Genomic DNA, 14,980 nt, shown 5'->3' with positions numbered 1-14,980 from the left:
AAAGAAGTCGAAACAATTGATCAATTGTTGGCTGACCCATGGGCAGTCGATATTCAAGACATTTGGGAGCAAGCAGCCCATAATCCAGATCCTGATAAACGCAAGCTGTTTGACGCGTTACACACTTACCTCTTAGATAAACGCCAAGAGCAAATTATCAACGAAAAGCATTTCGTGATTTAACATGAGTGAGCTAAAGAGATACATCATCGTGGCTGGGATAAACGGTGCTGGTAAAAGCACTTTATATCGCGCGAGACCCGAATTATTTACTCACTCCAAACGATTAAATGCCGATGAAATCCTACAAAAAATGGGTGGCGATTGGCATAAAGATCGTGATAACGTTAGGGCAATGCGCGAAGAAATAAAACAACCCCACGCGGCTTTAGATACCGGGCAGAGTATTCATGTTGAAACAACCTTAGCTGGCCAAGGAAAGGCACAATTAAATTTAATCGAGCGGGCTCACCAAAATGGTTTTGAGGTCACGCTTTTATACGTGGCATAAAAAAACGAAAGAGTAGCAATTAATCGGGTTCATGAACGGGTCAAAAAAGGTGGGCACGGAGTACCAGATGAAATTGTTAAAAAACGCTATAATCAATCAAATCATAATTTAGCAATAGTTGCATTCAAAGCTGATAATGTCGTGATCTACGATAATAGCCAAAAATTTGTGTCAGTTTACAGACGAGAACATGACCAAGTGATCAAAAATAATTTGCATAACTTTCCTTGGATAAATCCCAAAATCACCTTTGAGGCAGCTATACAGAAACAACTAAATGACTTTGTTAAAAATAATCCAGATTTAAAAATTAGAAATCCCATGAATAATTCAGAAAATAAAAACGATCGGCCTAGTTATTAGGCTGATCGTTTTTGAGTTTATTTGGTTTATGGGCGTTAACATAGTCAGCAAATGTTTTTAAAAGTTCTTCGGTTTGTTCAACCGAAAGGTTATCAGCTTGAAAGTATTTTTCTAGCAAAGCCCCTTTTTGAATTAATCGGCGAGAACGTGCTTTGCGGTCTTGTCGGCTTTCATAGTATTTAGATTGCCGTAATTTAAAATCTTCCCGCTCAATTTTTTGTTTTAAACGCGCTTGCTGCTCGACTAGTTTTTCATATTGATTAGACATGGAATTTCCCCATCTCGTATGGCTAATGATCTACGGACTTTACCTTTAAAAATTCAGAAAATTGCTTAGCTAAAAGCTTAATCTGATCGTTAGACAAATTAGCATAATCTAAATTGGCTTGACTGATGATTTGTTTACCTAGCCGTTGTTCAATCTTATTTTTTTCGTCCTTAATTTTTTGATTAAGGGCTTTTAATTTAGCTTCTTGTTTTTCTAAGTTACTTTGAGACATAACGATCCCTCCAATCATATTAGAAATAATCACTGAAACTATATCATATAGGAAACGTTAAGTCAAAGTATAAAAGTTGAAATAGCGAAGCGGAAGGCATACACTAAAAGTAAATTCAGGAGAATCAGCAGACCGAGTGAAACGAGGTCAATGCGCACTTACACATAGAATGAATTCTATGTTGTGCTAACCCCCAAAAACCTGTATTAGAAGTCGCCGATGGCGACAACAAAGTCAAGCCCATATACCCAAAGAAAGGTGGTGACCGACATGGCAATTTTTCATATGAGTTTTAGTAATATTAGTGCTGGAAAAGGACGAAGTGCCATTGCCAGTGCTGCTTATCGAAGTGGTGAAAAATTATTTGATGATAAAGAAGGTCGCCGATATTTCTATGCCCGATCGGTAATGCCAGAAAGCTTTATTTTGACGCCAAAAAATGCACCGGAATGGGCGAATGATAGGGAGAAGTTGTGGAATGAAGTTGAAAAGAAAGATCGTAAATCAAACTCACGGTATGCAAAAGAGTTTAACGTAGCTTTACCGGTAGAATTAAGCGAAGATGAACAGAAAGAATTATTAACTAAATACGTGCAAGATAATTTTGTCGATCAAGGTATGGTAGCTGACGTAGCAATTCATCGTGATCACCCGGATAATCCGCATGCTCATGTGATGTTAACTAATCGGCCCTTTAACCCCGATGGTACTTGGGGATTAAAGGCAAAAACGCAGTACATTAAAGATGAAAATGGAAAGCAACTTCTAACTAAAAGTGGGTTCCCAAAACAAAGAAAAATTTGGTTAGTTGATTGGGATAAAAAGGAAAAAATTAATGAGTGGCGGCATAATTGGGCAACAAGTGTTAATCAGTCTTTAGCACAAAAAAATATTCCCGATCGAATTAGCGAAAAATCATTTGTCGATCAAGAAATTCAAGAGACACCTACCCAACACGAAGGCATTAACAGTCAACGACAAAACAGAAAAGCATTTAATCAACAAGTTAGAGCACAAAGAAGCACTCAAGCTAAGTATCATAATATTAACGAAAAGATCCGAAATCATGAACATTTTGACGCATTAACTGACGAGTTATCATTTTCCGAAAAGCACACGATTAGCCACCTAAGTCAACAACTGAAAACCTATGTCGATTTAGAGCATTTAGACGATAAACAGCGCATGCTGTTTAATTGGAAAAACAGCTTATTAATTAAACATGCCGTTGGTGAAGATGTAACTAAGCAACTGCTGACTATTGACCAGCAAACGACATCACTAGCACAAGCTAATCAGTTGTTAAATAAAGTGGTGGAACGAGCAACTAAAAAATTATATCCAGAACTTGATTTTGAACAGACAACCGCGGCTGAACGACGGGAACTAATTAAGGAGACTAATAGCGAACAAACGATTTTTAAAGGTAGCGAATTGGCAGAACGGTTAGCGGATATTCGAAACGACTTATTAACCCAGCAATTATTGACGTTTACCAAGCGGCCATATACCAGCTGGCAGTTAGTTAATCAGCAAGTCCAGACGATTGAGAAGCAATTAACCACGGTACTAGCCAAACATGGTCACCAGTTAGACGATTTGAAGCATACTGATCGGGGCATGCTAGCCGCTTATGAACCTAACGAACTCGAATTCATTTCTAAAGCGGTGAAAGATTTACGGGTTATGCGGGAAGTTAAAGCCGTGGTGCAAACCCAATATGACAGCATTCTAACGACTGCTTTTCCGGACAGTGACCTCGATAAGCTAGAGACGATTGACAAGGAGCAAATCTATACCGCTGTGGTTTACTATGACCCAGAATTAAAGCCATTAAGCGCCGATGATCTTAGTCAATTACAACAGCAGCCACCGGTAGTCTTTACTAGTCAGCAACACCAAGCCGGTTTAAATTACCTGTTAGGCAAAATTGAATTAAAAGATATTCAGGACCATCGGCTACAACGGGTCTTAAAACATGATGGCACCCGGCAACTGTTTATCGGCGAATGTGGCCAAGATCCTAAGTTGGATCACCAACAAATTGAAATGGTGCAAGCCCATTTGAAACAACAGGCAACCCGGTTTGACCAATATAAGCAAGCTCAAGTTAAGGACTATCAGGCCATTAATTACCACCCAACTAGCCCGAAAAATTACCTGATGAATATTTTGGACGAAGCCTTAATAACCATTTTATATGCGAAAAATACGGACTATCTAAGAAAGCAGCAACTACGTGGACTAAAAGAGACCGAGTGGGAAATGACGAAAAAGCAACGGCAACACCAAACTCGAAACCGGCATGAAGATGGGGGCATGCATTTGTAACCTAAATGTAAAAAAATAAATGGTGTAAGTTACACCTTTTAGTGCTAAACTATGACTAAATTAAGAAAGGAGAACTTACATGTGACAGGCAATCAGGAATGGTACAGCCTAACGCAAGCTAATCATAAGCTGGGGCGTGGCCGAAATTATGTCAGCAACTGGATCAAACGACATCCAGAGTTCCCTGATCAATTTTTGCTTGGTTCAGGTACCAATAAATTAATATCTGATGAAGGGATAGAGTGGGTTAAAAACCACATAAAAAAAGAGGGCGTCCTCGTAAGCAGTGAAGTTGCTAACGGGGATCAGCACCTAGAAATACGCCTTCTAGGTGTTACCCTCCTAATAATCCATTTTACCGGGCGGGTTAGGGGAAAGCTAGTTGTTTAATATTTCTAACCCAACAAACAACATAAGGAGGTGATCCAATGAAAGTAGAAAGCTGGCAAGGCATTAATGGCAAGCTAGTTCATGATGATCAAAAGGCGATTGTGGTTGATGATGACCAAGCATTGACTGATCCAAAACAGTTACAAGCAATTTTAGATCAAGACGGCCAGCCAATCGATGAAGTTCGTCGAGCAATGATTAAGAAGACCATTAAACGTCAGCTAAAAACTCCGCCATTAAAACTTAGGGGCTGGTTTAATCGCCATCAAGACAGTCACAATGCTAAAAAGACTGAAAAATTGGTGAGTGACAAACCGACCCATCAATATAAGCAGATCAAAAACGAAATGACCTTTTTTGGTGAAAGCTTCTTAGAAGGCTTCTTAGGCTTCTATGGCTTAGAAGTTGATAACGCCTTAGGCCGTTACGAACATAATTTGCATGTCTTAGAGACCCAAGAGCTAGGTCAGTCAGAAAAGGAGTATTACTTAGCCACGAGTGAAAATGGCTGCGTTAATTTAGCTACTGACCCATTACCAAGCCAGCAAATTGCCGAGGAGCAATTGGACAAATTCTATCAGCGAGAACCCGAGCAAACCCAGGCAGAACAAGTTCAATTACGGTCATCAGAAGACGAGGGAAAGGAGGAATAACATGAAGTTCAGCAAAGTAAAAGCGCTAGCAACCACTGGAGCTACTGCGATTTATTTAGGGCTGATGAACGCCCAGGTTGTTTTGGCGGCGGACGGCGGCGAAGTTAAAAGCAAGTTAACTCAAGCTGGTAAGACGATTCAAGGTATTTTAACTGGCTTGGTCGTTTTAGTTGGGATTTGTGTCGCGCTATTTATTATTATCAAAAGAATGCCTGACGCAGACGATCCACGAGAGAAATCAGAGGTTTATCACGCGGTTGGTCGGGTGGCTGGTTTAGTGGCCCTAGCGGCAGCGATTATCTGGCTATTACCTTGGGTTTACAGCCTATTCACTTAATTTAAAAAGGAGCCTGCCAAAATGAAGAAAGGAAAAGAATTTATCTTTCCAGAGAACGTAGATAAAGATTATGGGATCTGGAAAGACTATACCTTGAAGGATTTTGGCTATGCGGCGCTGGCAGGACTAGTGGGCTTAATTTTTATTGCGATCCCACCCTATGGCCTGATTTTAGTCCTGATAAAAATAGTGATTGTTGTCTTAGCCATGACGATTGTCATGGCTATTTTAACAATTCGGCCAGTTGCGGTGCGGAAGAATATTAAAGTGCGGGATAACTTTAAGTTGAAACGTCGCTATGCCAATGGTCAGAAACTGTTTTATTTAAAACCGAAGAAGCGAGGCGAACTAAATGCGTTTGAAGAAGAGCAAAACCGCCAATAAAACAGCCAAGCTCGATTGGGATTACCAACCGCCTAAAATCAATGGTGGCAAAGAGACCATTGATGACATGAGCTTGGTGGTGGGTATGTATGGTAATTACGAAGTTACCAAAACGGGTAATCTTGTTGGCATTTTGGAAGTTAGTGGGATCAACCTTGATCTACTTAATGAAACCGAACAACAGGACGTTTTTGAGGACTATGGCGCGTTTCTGATGAGTACCTTAGGTGAAGGCGTTGATGACACGTTACAGTTCTTAGAACCGACGATTCCCGTCAATATGACGGCTTATCTCAATGGTCTCAAACGGCGGTATCTCGCACTACAAAAAGATCACCCGGAGCAACAGTTCAAAATCCAACTCATAGCCAGTTATTTGGACCACTTTACTAAAGTCCAGGAATCCAAAAACATGACAACTAAGCAACACCTGCTAATCGTTAAGGTACCGATTAAAGACAAGAGCGTTAAAAGCTTAAACTTAGCCGTCACTCATTTAGACGAAAAGATCGAACAGGTTAAACGAGACATTGAAAATGCGTTAACGGATTTTGATGTGACGGCCAAAGTTTTGACCAGTCAAGAAGTCCAAGAGATTTTAAAGAACTTAATCAATTTTAATGGATAGGGGGCAACAGTATGAGTTTTGGTGATAAGGTCATTGATTTATTTATGCCAACTAAAAAAGAGCATAACCAAGGCAACAGCGACCAAACGGGTAGTAAGCCCAAACAGGAGGTTGAGGATTTTACCAAACTGATTGATCGCGATAGCTTGCATTCACTATTCCCGTTTAGCTGGGAACAGTACCCCACCTACGTCCAGTCGGGGGAGAATTTTATTCGGGTGTTAGCGATTGCTGACTATCCCAAGCGGGTGTATGGCAACTGGTTATCAGAATTAAAGCGTAAAAAAGGCGTTATCGATATTGTGCAATATATCGACAGCGCCAGTAATAATTCAATGATTACCTATTACAAGAAGACGATTCAAAATAAGGAAGCGCAGAAGTTAAATACGTTCGACCCGTATAAAAAGAAGATTCTGCAAAATTATATTGATTCAGCCAACATGCAACTAGATAAATACCTCGATAATTCTACCACATTTGTCTATCAACATATGCTCATTTATCTGCGGGCCAACAGTTTAGCAGACTTAGATGACTTAACCGAAAACGTTAAGAATACGTTGATTAAACTACAAATGAAGCCCCTAGTGCCCGTTAAAGCGACTTTTCAAGCTTTTTGGTCAACCATGCCAATTAACGAGAACCTTATGGGGGATTACACCTATAAAGAGAGTAATACCGAAGTGGCCAGCAGCATGTTTCCTTTTGATGACGCTGAAATTCTGGACTTAAAGCCGAGAAGCGATATTGAAGGGGTTAACAAAGATACCAACAGCTTAATTGCCGTAGATATGCTGGATCGCAACAAGACCCTAAATCAAAATCAAGTGATTATCGGGACCTCGGGGGTCGGCAAGACCACCTATATGATTCAGAAAATCCTACGCTACGCCATTCAAGACTATCAAATCTACATTATTGATCCAGAAAATGAATATACCAAAATTGTCGAAGCCCTGGGTGGGGCAGTCTTGCACCTAACTTCTAATGCTAAGTACAAAATTAATCCGTTACAAATCTTTTCCGAAGAAATCTTAAGCGCTGATGAAGCGGTCACGAACCTTGATTTACTAGTTAAAGATAAAATCCAGCGATTAAAGGGATTCTTTGAAGTCCTCAAAACTGGGATTACCCAAGTTGAGCTGGCAATCCTTGATGATGTCGTTAAACAAGCCTACGTCAACAGTGGCGTTTTGAAATATAGCCGCTTAAAAGAAATTAAAGATGATCAGTGGCCGACCTTATCCAATGTTTATGATGAGTTGGAAAAACTGGCAGATAAGAACACTGACAAATTCAGTCGGGTTAAAGACTTTTACTACATCTTAGGTAGTTATACCCATGGCTCTAACAGCCTATTTGACGGCCACACCAACGTTAACTTAAAGGGGAAGATCATTTCTTTTGATTTAAAACCCCTGCAAAGTGAACAGGAAGTCCAATCTGCCGCCTATCTAAATACCTTCCAATATTTGTGGGACGAAATTACCAAAGATCGGCATAGCCGCAAGAAATTGTTTGTTGATGAATTTCACTTTTTAACCTTGCATAAAGCGGCCGCCACCTTTTTCCACCAAGCATACAAGCGGTTTAGAAAGTACAATGCCGGAGCCATTGCCGGAACGCAGCAAATTCAAGATGTGATCGAAGGAACAACTGATACCGGTCAAAATATAGGTGAAGCCATTATTGGTAACTCCTATACGAAAGTCTTTTTCGGGTTAGACGGTAAAGGCGTTGATGATGTGATTACTAAGTTGAGAATGACGTTCTCGGATAAAGAAAAGAAGCTACTAGAACGTCGTAGACAAGGCGAGGCCTTAATGATCTACGGCAGCCAACGCGCCTTTATGAAAGTCGAGTTGACCGAAGAAGAATTGCGGTTAATTGATCCCGAAGCTTACCAAGAAAAATACAACCGTGAGACAGCTATTCAACCGGATTATCAAAAGCGCGTGATCCTGACGCCAAGTGAAATTGATGCCTTGACCACTACCGAAGAGGAAGGAGGGACTTTAAATGAGTAAATCAAATCAGCTATTAAATATCGAGGTCGGCACGTTCAAGCGACAAGGGAACAAGTTAATTCTCGAACTCAATCACAATCAGTTTCGATACGATCAGTTGAGTGAGCTAAACGAATTAAAGCAAGCTGATGCCAATTTCTTGCAGTTGGTTAACGTGGTTGAGCAAGATCAGAAGGTCGTTTTAACTTATATCTTGCCAGATAAGGTCAGATCATTAAAGGAATTACCGCAGGAAAATAAGGCGATCCGGGCAGCCATTGCCAAGAAAATTATGGCGCAAAAGGTGGTTGCTGATAGCCAGTATCATATTGCGTTAAATCCAGCTAATCTGTGGTATTACCCCATGCAACATGTTTGGTACGCCTATCGCGCCAATGAACTCATGCCTTATGATGACAAACATAGCAATTTAGCTAAATACAAAGCGCTGATTCTATTTTGTTTGACGGGGACGCCCTATGAACGGCTACTAAGCAATCCTAATGAAGCCCTAGCTAAACACCCTGATGACTATTTACAACAAGTAGCTAAAGCTACGTCGTTAAATGAGTTAACGGAAGTGGTTAACAGCATTGAGGACTTTGTAAGTTATCACGAATGGCAGGAAGTTGAAACGGCCCAACAGAAAACCAAACAACGTTTATGGTTGAGCGTGGCCGGAGTGGCGATTGTGGCCGTTTTGGCTGTCGGTTTAGTCCATAAAAGTGACGAACGAAAGTATCAAAGCTTAGCTAACCAGAACCAAGCCCAGGTCACACGATTAAAATATAGCGGCCAAATTCAAACTGCTTTAAATGATCATAAGTGGTCAGAAGCGCAAAAAGATATGCAACGGGCCGGCTACCCTGCAACTAAGCAAGTCAATGTCTTTTTAAAGCATGGTCAGTACCAGCAAGCTTTAAAGGTTGATCCAAGCCAGTTGAATAAGGTTGTCAACACGGCTTATGCCAACAAGGATAGCGGGCAGGTTGCCAAGTGGGAATTGCCAACTAAGGCGACAAGCAAGCAAAAAGACCAATTGGCGCTGGAAAAAGCCATCGTTAACTACGACACCAATACGCTCAACAACCAATTATCCTTTACGACGAACGCTGATGTTTTATTGAGAATGGGACAAGCCTTCCTAGCCCATAACGATACGCAAGACGCCCAGACTGTCCAAACCAAATTAGCCGGCGTGAACAGCCCTAAAGCCAAGTATCTCAAAGCGCTATTAAGTCTCAATTCCGCTAAGAACGAAGTTAGCGACGCGCAAAAGAAGTTAGATGACGCCAACAAGATTGATGGCAGTAAAGATAAGGATAAAGACAAGAAGGTGGATTCAGCCAAGTCGGACTTAAAGAATGCGCAGAGTGACCAATCAGCAGCGCAAAAACAAGTTGATCAGGCCAAGCGCAAAGTGGGTGATTAAATGCAGATATTGTCGCTTGAATATAAGAAAAAGAAGTGGAAGTTGATTGCTTATATTGTGGGCGGTGCCATTCTGCTAATCGTCTTGCTGATTGCCGCGATTACTGGTCAGCTACAAGAAAACAGTTGTGATAACTCAACCACCACAGAGACGCAATTGGATAGTAAGAGCATGACAGAAAATGCCAAAAATATCTATGCGCACTGGAAACAGAAGTATGGCGCCACCCCACAAGCGGCCGCCGGAATCTTGGGGGTCTTACAACTGGAAAGTCGCCTTGATCCCAATTCGGTTAATTCAAGTTCCGGTGCCACGGGCTTAGCCCAGTGGTTAGGTGGTCGCAAGGATAAGTTGGAAGATTTAGCCCACAAAGAAAACAAACCAGCGACTAATCTCGGCGTGCAGTTGGACTATCTCGATCAAGAATTGAACAGTAGTTACTATGCGTCAAACAAGCAGATTTTTAAGTATACGGACGTGCATAAAGCGACCAAATCTTGGTTAATGGATTACGAGGGTATGAGTAAGAACCCGGAACAATGGTATTTAAGCCAAAGATACGGGTATGCCGATCATTGGTATTCCGTGTTGGGTGCAAGTGATCCCGTGGCCGGTAATACGTTAGATAATGCAAGTTCAGGCGATCTGACCGAACTAGGTTGTGATAGTGACCCGAGCTATTCCGGCGGTAGTATCGTCAAAAATGCGGAAAGTATGAAAGGTGACTTCTACTATGTGCAAACCCACCCCAGCCCCGATTTAGGTAGCGATTTAAAGAACCCTAACAAAACCGGTGGGACGGATTGTTCGGGCTTTGTCTGGTTAGCGCTTAATAAAGCTGGTTACAAGGTACCGGCCAACATGGGCTGGTTTACCGGTACGATGGCAAGTGACGCCAAAGGCAGTCATCAATATCTGAAACAGATCAGTGAAAATGACGCCAAAGCCGGCGATATTGTGATTGTTAATCAAGGTGCCGGGGCCGGGAACAATGGGCACACCGCAATCTTATTAGACAAGTGGCAAGGGAAAGCCACCAAAATCATTGAGCAAGGTGGTGTCGGCGACAAGGTTAACGAAAGCACATTTGGCACCGCGTTTTATAGCTTATTGAACGGTAGCGATGTGACGTTAGCCCGGCCAATCAAGAAGTAAGGAGGACGAGCAAATGAAACGCAGCATGGTTTTAAGTATTGCGATTGGTAGTTTGATCTTAATCATGTCATTAGGGGCGAATGCCTATCAACATAGCCAAATTAAGCAGGCACAACAACAGATTAGTCGCTTACAACAACAAAAGCGTCAAGTCAGCCGGCAATTGACTAAAACCAACCAACAAAAGCAGTTATTGAGCACCCAAATTGACAGTTATAAGACCTACCAAAATAATAAGGACAAAAGTCAGGCTGAATTGAGCTTTAATACGGTGGTCACCAAGTTCTTTGACGTCATGAATAACTTCAAGCCCAAGACCTACGGTCAGCGTAAAGATGGCGTTAAAGACTTGATTTCCGACAAATTGTACAAGCAATACTTTTCAAATAAAGGCACGTATGGTGATAGCAATAGTGTTTCAGCCAAATTAGATCAGCTGAACCTGTATACACAAAGTAAGCAGGGGCAAAACATGAAGGGCTTGGCCGTCGTCAGTTATGAAAGTAAGAGTGGCGACAATGACTGGCAAAAGGCGACGGTGCTTTATCAAGTGACTTTCGATACCACCATGAATCGAATCACCGCAGTCCAAAACTTAGGCAGTAGCTTCAAAGCCAGTGACCTTAATTAAGCGGGTTGGTAAAGCCCTAGCGGTAATCGTGGTGGTTTTAGCCGTTGGCGGGTTTGCCAGTCATCAATATGTCAACCACGTGGAAAAACAGCGGCCAGTTGTGACGCTGGCTAAGCACCCTGAAAAAGTGTTGTTCTTCTATCGTGATGATTGCCCGGATTGTCAGTCTATTTTCCATCAAATTTATTGGCACAACGCAATCAGTCACAACATCGTCTTGATTAACATGAATCAACCGCAGAATCGGCATTACATTCAAAAATATCAATTAACGTCAGTACCAACCTTGATCCATGGTAAGCAACGGTACACCGGCACCAACCAACAAAGAATTAAACAGATAGTAGGTGATTAGATGAAAGACAAATTATTAAACAGCGTTAAAGCTAGTTGGCCGTATCTACTAACGCTAATCATTGGCTTGTATTTAGCGGAGATTTTAGCTGGTTCTGTCATGGCCTTGTCCCGCTATAAGTTGGCATTTGCAGATCATATGCCAACCGTATTAAAACAATTAGCCTTACACCCTTGGCACTATTACAACTTGTATTTGGGCCAAAAGAACCCAGTACTAATTATTGTCAGTGTCGCCGTGGTCCTATACACCATCTATTTTGCTTTGAAGCGCAATAGCAAGCACAAAGCGTGGGAAACCGCAGACACTGAAACCCACGGGAGCGCGACTTGGGGTAATCTAAAAGAATTGAGTGACCATTACTTTAGTATCAATGCCAAAGACCTCACCACAGCATTTAACAAGAGTACCAAGGCCGAAATTCTCAAATCATTAGTGGATCGAGAAAAGTCAGCGAAGGGAGGAGATTAACATGAATGGCACCATTTTAGGGATCGTGGATAAACAGATTATTTACCAGAATAACAGTACCAAGCCGAATCGAAATATCTTCGTGGTTGGTGGCCCGGGATCATATAAGACCCAGTCAGTCGTCATTACCAACCTGTTTAACGAAACGGAGAACAGCATTGTGGTAACTGACCCGAAAGGTGAATTATACGAAAAGACGGCCGGTATCAAACTAGCCCAGGGTTATCAAGTGCATGTCGTCAACTTTGCCAACATGGCGCACAGTGATCGCTACAATCCTTTTGATTATATTCAACGGGATATTCAAGCTGAAACCGTCGCCACGAAGATCGTTCAGAGTGAAAATGCCGAAGGCAAAAAAGACGTATGGTTCAGTACCCAGCGGCAACTTTTGAAGGCACTAATCCTGTTTGTGATGAACCACCGTGCGCCCGACCAAAGGAATTTGGCCGGTGTAACGCAAGTCTTACAAGAAAACGATGTGGAGGCCGAGGAAAAGGGCGCAGATAGTCCGTTAGACACCTTGTTTCTTGAGCTAACTATGACTGATCCAGCAAGACGCGCTTATGAGTTAGGGTTCAAAAAGGCCAAGGGGGAAATGAAAGCCAGCATTATTGAAAGCCTGTTGGCGACCATTTCGAAGTTCGTCGATCAAGAAGTGGCCGACTTTACCAGCTTTTCGGATTTTGATTTAAAAGAGATTGGCAATGACAAAGTGGTGCTATACGTGATTATCCCCGTCATGGATAACACTTATGAAAGCTTCATCAATCTGTTTTTCTCACAATTGTTTGATGAATTATACAAATTAGCCGCCGATCATCACGCTAAATTGCCCCACCAAGTTGACTTTATCCTTGATGAATTTGTCAATTTAGGGAAGTTTCCTAAGTACGAAGAATTTCTAGCGACGTGCCGGGGGTACGGTATTGGCGTGACGACCATTTGTCAGACCTTAACCCAGCTACAAGCCTTGTATGGCAAGGATAAGGCCGAAAGTATCTTAGGTAATCACGCGGTTAAAATTTGCTTAAATGCTGCTAATGACGTGACCGCTAAATACTTTAGTGATCTGTTAGGAAAATCAACCGTCAAAGTGGAAACCGGTAGTGAGAGTACCAGTCATAGCAAGGAAGAAAGCCACAGCAAGAGCGATAGTTACAGCTATACGAGCCGTTCGCTCATGACGCCCGATGAAATTATGCGTATGCCCGAAGATCAGAGCTTATTAATCTTTAGTAATGCCCGACCAGTCAAAGCGACAAAAGCGTTCCAGTTTAAACTATTTCCGGGGGCTGATCATTTGGTTAACTTGTCACAGAACGATTATCAAGGCCAACCAGAAGCCAGCCAGGAAACCAACTTTAAGAATAAGGTAGATAAGTGGAATCAGACAGTTAAAGCACAGCACCAGGTCAAAAAAGCTGATCAGACAACTGATGATGAAGAAGAAAATCTACAGGATAGCATGGATCAAGACTTAAAAGTAAGGCACAAAAAGATGTTGGGTTAATGATTAAAAAGGAGGCTAAAATATGAAAAGTCTTTATTTCCACCCAGTTTTGGCAAGTGTCTTAGGCGATAAAATTTCGGGTGCTATTAATGAATGGCTTAAAGGCGTTTTTAGTGGGGCCATGAATGGTATAACATCATGGTGCAGAGCTATTTTCGATCAAATTGGTCAACATGAAACCGTCCTAGATCAATGGTATGCAATCTTTCTTACTTTTGCGACGTCCCTAGTGGTCGTTGTTGTATTGGGAAGAATTGTAGGAACTTTGCTAAAAGAGGCCGATGAAAGTACTGATGTTACTTGGGCTAATATTGTGATGGACAGTCTTAAATCAGCTGCCGCAATTCCGGTCATGGTCTTTTTACAAGGATTTTTACTGAAAGCAATCGTGTTTCCGCTCGGTAAATTTATGTTTTCAATGAATAGTAAATATACGGCTTCAATGATTACCGGTTCAAAAAATATTGGTGGAACATTGGCGATAGGATCGGTTATGTCACTGATATTATTAGGATTCTTTGCGATAGTGACCGTGTTCTTCTTCTTCAAAATGTGTATCTTTATGGCTGATATAGCCTGGTTCTATCTAACAATCCCGTTTGCGGCCATCAGTATCGCAACCGAGACTTGGGATTATAGTGGCACTTGGTGGAAGAAGTTAATTTACCTAAACGCTTCTATGCTCTCACAAGTGTTATCCATGACCCTATGTGTTTGGGGAGTTACCCATTGGGTTAGCAACGGAATTGGAGCTTTTGCTTTATCGATTGGTATGGGTTGGCTAGTATTGCATACACCGAAAGCTGTCGAGGACTTTTGGAGTTCGACTGGTGCTACTAAAGGCGGTTTAGCAGGGGCTATGAGGATGTTAAAAAATAGAATAAAGCATTAGGCCAAAAGGGGGGGTTATTTAAATGAAGTGGCGAGAAAAAATAAAAACGAAGTGGCGAGTTGATTCGCATGTCAATGTTTTTAAAGGAGCTCCACTTGACCACTTAATCTTCTACTATCTGTATCGATCACTAGAATGGTTCGTCATCGTTATGGGAGGTTTGCTAGTTCTATATGAAGTTTTAGCTTGCCTGTGGCTTGAAGTAATCGTTTTGCTAGTGGGTGGCAGTGGCCTAGTCATGATTCTAAGAAGCGGAGCTAAAAGTGAACATAAAGCTTACAAAGATTGCTTAAAGGAACGTCAACAGGCTTATGAGCAGGTCAAACAAGAGGACATGCAAGCACTTAGAAAACAAGCCTGGTTGGATAGTGCGAACCAAGGCAAAGAAGAATTAGAACAGAAACTGAATCGTAAGGAGTGAACGA

At 41.7% G+C, this 14,980-nt stretch carries 18 protein-coding genes and 1 pseudogene; 17 read left to right on the top strand and 2 right to left on the bottom strand.

Translation table 11 applies throughout. The annotated features are described in order from the left end of the window. The coding region (locus AC27FM_RS12730; RefSeq protein ID WP_487088853.1) for a hypothetical protein at nt 1–183 on the top strand (183 nt) is incomplete at its 5' end. A 1-nt stretch (nt 184) separates the two neighbouring features. After that, a pseudogene (locus AC27FM_RS12725) lies at nt 185–874 on the top strand (ATPase). Here the strand turns inward: AC27FM_RS12725 and AC27FM_RS12720 are convergent. Both AC27FM_RS12720 and AC27FM_RS12715 read right to left on the bottom strand, forming a co-directional pair. Continuing rightward, complete coding sequence (locus tag AC27FM_RS12720; RefSeq protein ID WP_057904517.1) at nt 864–1,142, bottom strand: hypothetical protein; 279 nt, start codon at nt 1,140–1,142, stop codon at nt 864–866. The pseudogene AC27FM_RS12725 and the gene AC27FM_RS12720 sit on opposite strands and share 11 nt — an antisense overlap. A 22-nt stretch (nt 1,143–1,164) precedes the next feature. Further along, nucleotides 1,165–1,392 carry a hypothetical protein gene (locus AC27FM_RS12715; protein ID WP_003555660.1) on the bottom strand — a complete coding sequence of 76 codons (228 nt, stop codon included), beginning with the start codon at nt 1,390–1,392 and terminating at the stop codon, nt 1,165–1,167. A 252-nt stretch (nt 1,393–1,644) separates the two neighbouring features. On the opposite strand from AC27FM_RS12715, the gene mobQ reads away from it, so the two are divergent. From mobQ to AC27FM_RS12640, 15 genes are read left to right on the top strand one after another with little or no spacing between them, the layout of a single operon-like run. Then, the gene (gene mobQ, locus AC27FM_RS12710; RefSeq protein ID WP_125715949.1) at nt 1,645–3,705 is read left to right on the top strand and encodes a MobQ family relaxase; all 2,061 of its coding nucleotides are present in this window, start codon (nt 1,645–1,647) and stop codon (nt 3,703–3,705) included. A 51-nt stretch (nt 3,706–3,756) separates the two neighbouring features. Continuing rightward, nucleotides 3,757–4,095: a hypothetical protein gene (locus AC27FM_RS12705; RefSeq protein WP_011222043.1), complete on the top strand. Its 339-nt coding sequence runs from the start codon at nt 3,757–3,759 to the stop codon at nt 4,093–4,095. A 38-nt stretch (nt 4,096–4,133) separates the two neighbouring features. Continuing rightward, the gene (locus tag AC27FM_RS12700) at nt 4,134–4,748 is read left to right on the top strand and encodes a hypothetical protein (RefSeq protein WP_487088849.1); all 615 of its coding nucleotides are present in this window, start codon (nt 4,134–4,136) and stop codon (nt 4,746–4,748) included. Between the two features lies 1 nt (nt 4,749). Beyond that, a complete protein-coding gene (locus AC27FM_RS12695) occupies nt 4,750–5,085 on the top strand; it encodes a CagC family type IV secretion system protein (protein ID WP_015474618.1) in 336 nt (111 codons plus the stop codon). A 21-nt stretch (nt 5,086–5,106) separates the two neighbouring features. Beyond that, nucleotides 5,107–5,469: a hypothetical protein gene (locus AC27FM_RS12690; RefSeq protein ID WP_061777529.1), complete on the top strand. Its 363-nt coding sequence runs from the start codon at nt 5,107–5,109 to the stop codon at nt 5,467–5,469. Beyond that, on the top strand, nt 5,438–6,097 hold the full coding sequence (gene trsD, locus AC27FM_RS12685) for a TrsD/TraD family conjugative transfer protein (RefSeq protein WP_046041334.1): 660 nt from the start codon (nt 5,438–5,440) through the stop codon (nt 6,095–6,097). The genes AC27FM_RS12690 and trsD overlap by 32 nt, the downstream gene beginning before the upstream one ends. 11 nt (nt 6,098–6,108) lie before the next feature. Next, entirely contained in the window at nt 6,109–8,127 is a 2,019-nt protein-coding gene (locus tag AC27FM_RS12680; protein ID WP_487088847.1) for a VirB4 family type IV secretion system protein, read from the top strand. Beyond that, nucleotides 8,120–9,538 (top strand): conjugal transfer protein, encoded by a 1,419-nt coding sequence (locus tag AC27FM_RS12675; protein ID WP_487088845.1) that lies wholly within the window; start codon nt 8,120–8,122, stop codon nt 9,536–9,538. The genes AC27FM_RS12680 and AC27FM_RS12675 overlap by 8 nt, the downstream gene beginning before the upstream one ends. Beyond that, nucleotides 9,539–10,693 carry a phage tail tip lysozyme gene (locus AC27FM_RS12670; RefSeq protein WP_021349480.1) on the top strand — a complete coding sequence of 385 codons (1,155 nt, stop codon included), beginning with the start codon at nt 9,539–9,541 and terminating at the stop codon, nt 10,691–10,693. It abuts the gene before it with no gap. Nucleotides 10,694–10,706: 13 nt separating this feature from the next. Beyond that, nucleotides 10,707–11,324, top strand: coding sequence for a hypothetical protein (locus AC27FM_RS12665; protein WP_487088843.1), 618 nt, complete (start codon nt 10,707–10,709; stop codon nt 11,322–11,324). After that, complete coding sequence (locus tag AC27FM_RS12660) at nt 11,311–11,679, top strand: thioredoxin family protein (RefSeq protein ID WP_021349292.1); 369 nt, start codon at nt 11,311–11,313, stop codon at nt 11,677–11,679. Before AC27FM_RS12665 ends, AC27FM_RS12660 begins: the two co-directional genes overlap by 14 nt. Further along, nucleotides 11,680–12,150: a hypothetical protein gene (locus AC27FM_RS12655; protein WP_021349293.1), complete on the top strand. Its 471-nt coding sequence runs from the start codon at nt 11,680–11,682 to the stop codon at nt 12,148–12,150. 1 nt (nt 12,151) lies between these two features. Then, nucleotides 12,152–13,663, top strand: a complete 1,512-nt coding sequence (locus AC27FM_RS12650; protein WP_487088841.1) for a VirD4-like conjugal transfer protein, CD1115 family — start codon at nt 12,152–12,154, stop codon at nt 13,661–13,663. A 22-nt stretch (nt 13,664–13,685) separates the two neighbouring features. Then, complete coding sequence (locus tag AC27FM_RS12645; protein ID WP_062688611.1) at nt 13,686–14,555, top strand: conjugal transfer protein TrbL family protein; 870 nt, start codon at nt 13,686–13,688, stop codon at nt 14,553–14,555. Between the two features lie 22 nt (nt 14,556–14,577). Continuing rightward, nucleotides 14,578–14,976, top strand: a complete 399-nt coding sequence (locus AC27FM_RS12640) for a hypothetical protein (RefSeq protein WP_125591049.1) — start codon at nt 14,578–14,580, stop codon at nt 14,974–14,976. The last annotated feature ends 4 nt before the right edge of the window (nt 14,977–14,980 follow it).

The organism is Companilactobacillus sp. y65-5 (assembly GCF_057541095.1).
The sequence above is the reverse complement of the archived record's forward strand: the minus strand, read 5'-3'. Positions and strand labels throughout refer to the sequence as shown.

Bases quoted from the DNA above. Each gene is read 5' to 3' on its own strand.
- AC27FM_RS12720 (WP_057904517.1), bottom strand. From the start codon at position 1,142: ATGTCTAATCAATATGAAAAACTAGTCGAGCAGCAAGCGCGTTTAAAA.
- AC27FM_RS12715 (WP_003555660.1), bottom strand. From the start codon at position 1,392: ATGATTGGAGGGATCGTTATGTCTCAAAGTAACTTAGAAAAACAAGAA.
- mobQ (WP_125715949.1), top strand. From the start codon at position 1,645: ATGGCAATTTTTCATATGAGTTTTAGTAATATTAGTGCTGGAAAAGGA.
- AC27FM_RS12705 (WP_011222043.1), top strand. From the start codon at position 3,757: ATGACTAAATTAAGAAAGGAGAACTTACATGTGACAGGCAATCAGGAA.
- AC27FM_RS12700 (WP_487088849.1), top strand. From the start codon at position 4,134: ATGAAAGTAGAAAGCTGGCAAGGCATTAATGGCAAGCTAGTTCATGAT.
- AC27FM_RS12695 (WP_015474618.1), top strand. From the start codon at position 4,750: ATGAAGTTCAGCAAAGTAAAAGCGCTAGCAACCACTGGAGCTACTGCG.
- AC27FM_RS12690 (WP_061777529.1), top strand. From the start codon at position 5,107: ATGAAGAAAGGAAAAGAATTTATCTTTCCAGAGAACGTAGATAAAGAT.
- trsD (WP_046041334.1), top strand. From the start codon at position 5,438: ATGCGTTTGAAGAAGAGCAAAACCGCCAATAAAACAGCCAAGCTCGAT.
- AC27FM_RS12680 (WP_487088847.1), top strand. From the start codon at position 6,109: ATGAGTTTTGGTGATAAGGTCATTGATTTATTTATGCCAACTAAAAAA.
- AC27FM_RS12675 (WP_487088845.1), top strand. From the start codon at position 8,120: ATGAGTAAATCAAATCAGCTATTAAATATCGAGGTCGGCACGTTCAAG.
- AC27FM_RS12670 (WP_021349480.1), top strand. From the start codon at position 9,539: ATGCAGATATTGTCGCTTGAATATAAGAAAAAGAAGTGGAAGTTGATT.
- AC27FM_RS12665 (WP_487088843.1), top strand. From the start codon at position 10,707: ATGAAACGCAGCATGGTTTTAAGTATTGCGATTGGTAGTTTGATCTTA.
- AC27FM_RS12655 (WP_021349293.1), top strand. From the start codon at position 11,680: ATGAAAGACAAATTATTAAACAGCGTTAAAGCTAGTTGGCCGTATCTA.
- AC27FM_RS12650 (WP_487088841.1), top strand. From the start codon at position 12,152: ATGAATGGCACCATTTTAGGGATCGTGGATAAACAGATTATTTACCAG.
- AC27FM_RS12645 (WP_062688611.1), top strand. From the start codon at position 13,686: ATGAAAAGTCTTTATTTCCACCCAGTTTTGGCAAGTGTCTTAGGCGAT.
- AC27FM_RS12640 (WP_125591049.1), top strand. From the start codon at position 14,578: ATGAAGTGGCGAGAAAAAATAAAAACGAAGTGGCGAGTTGATTCGCAT.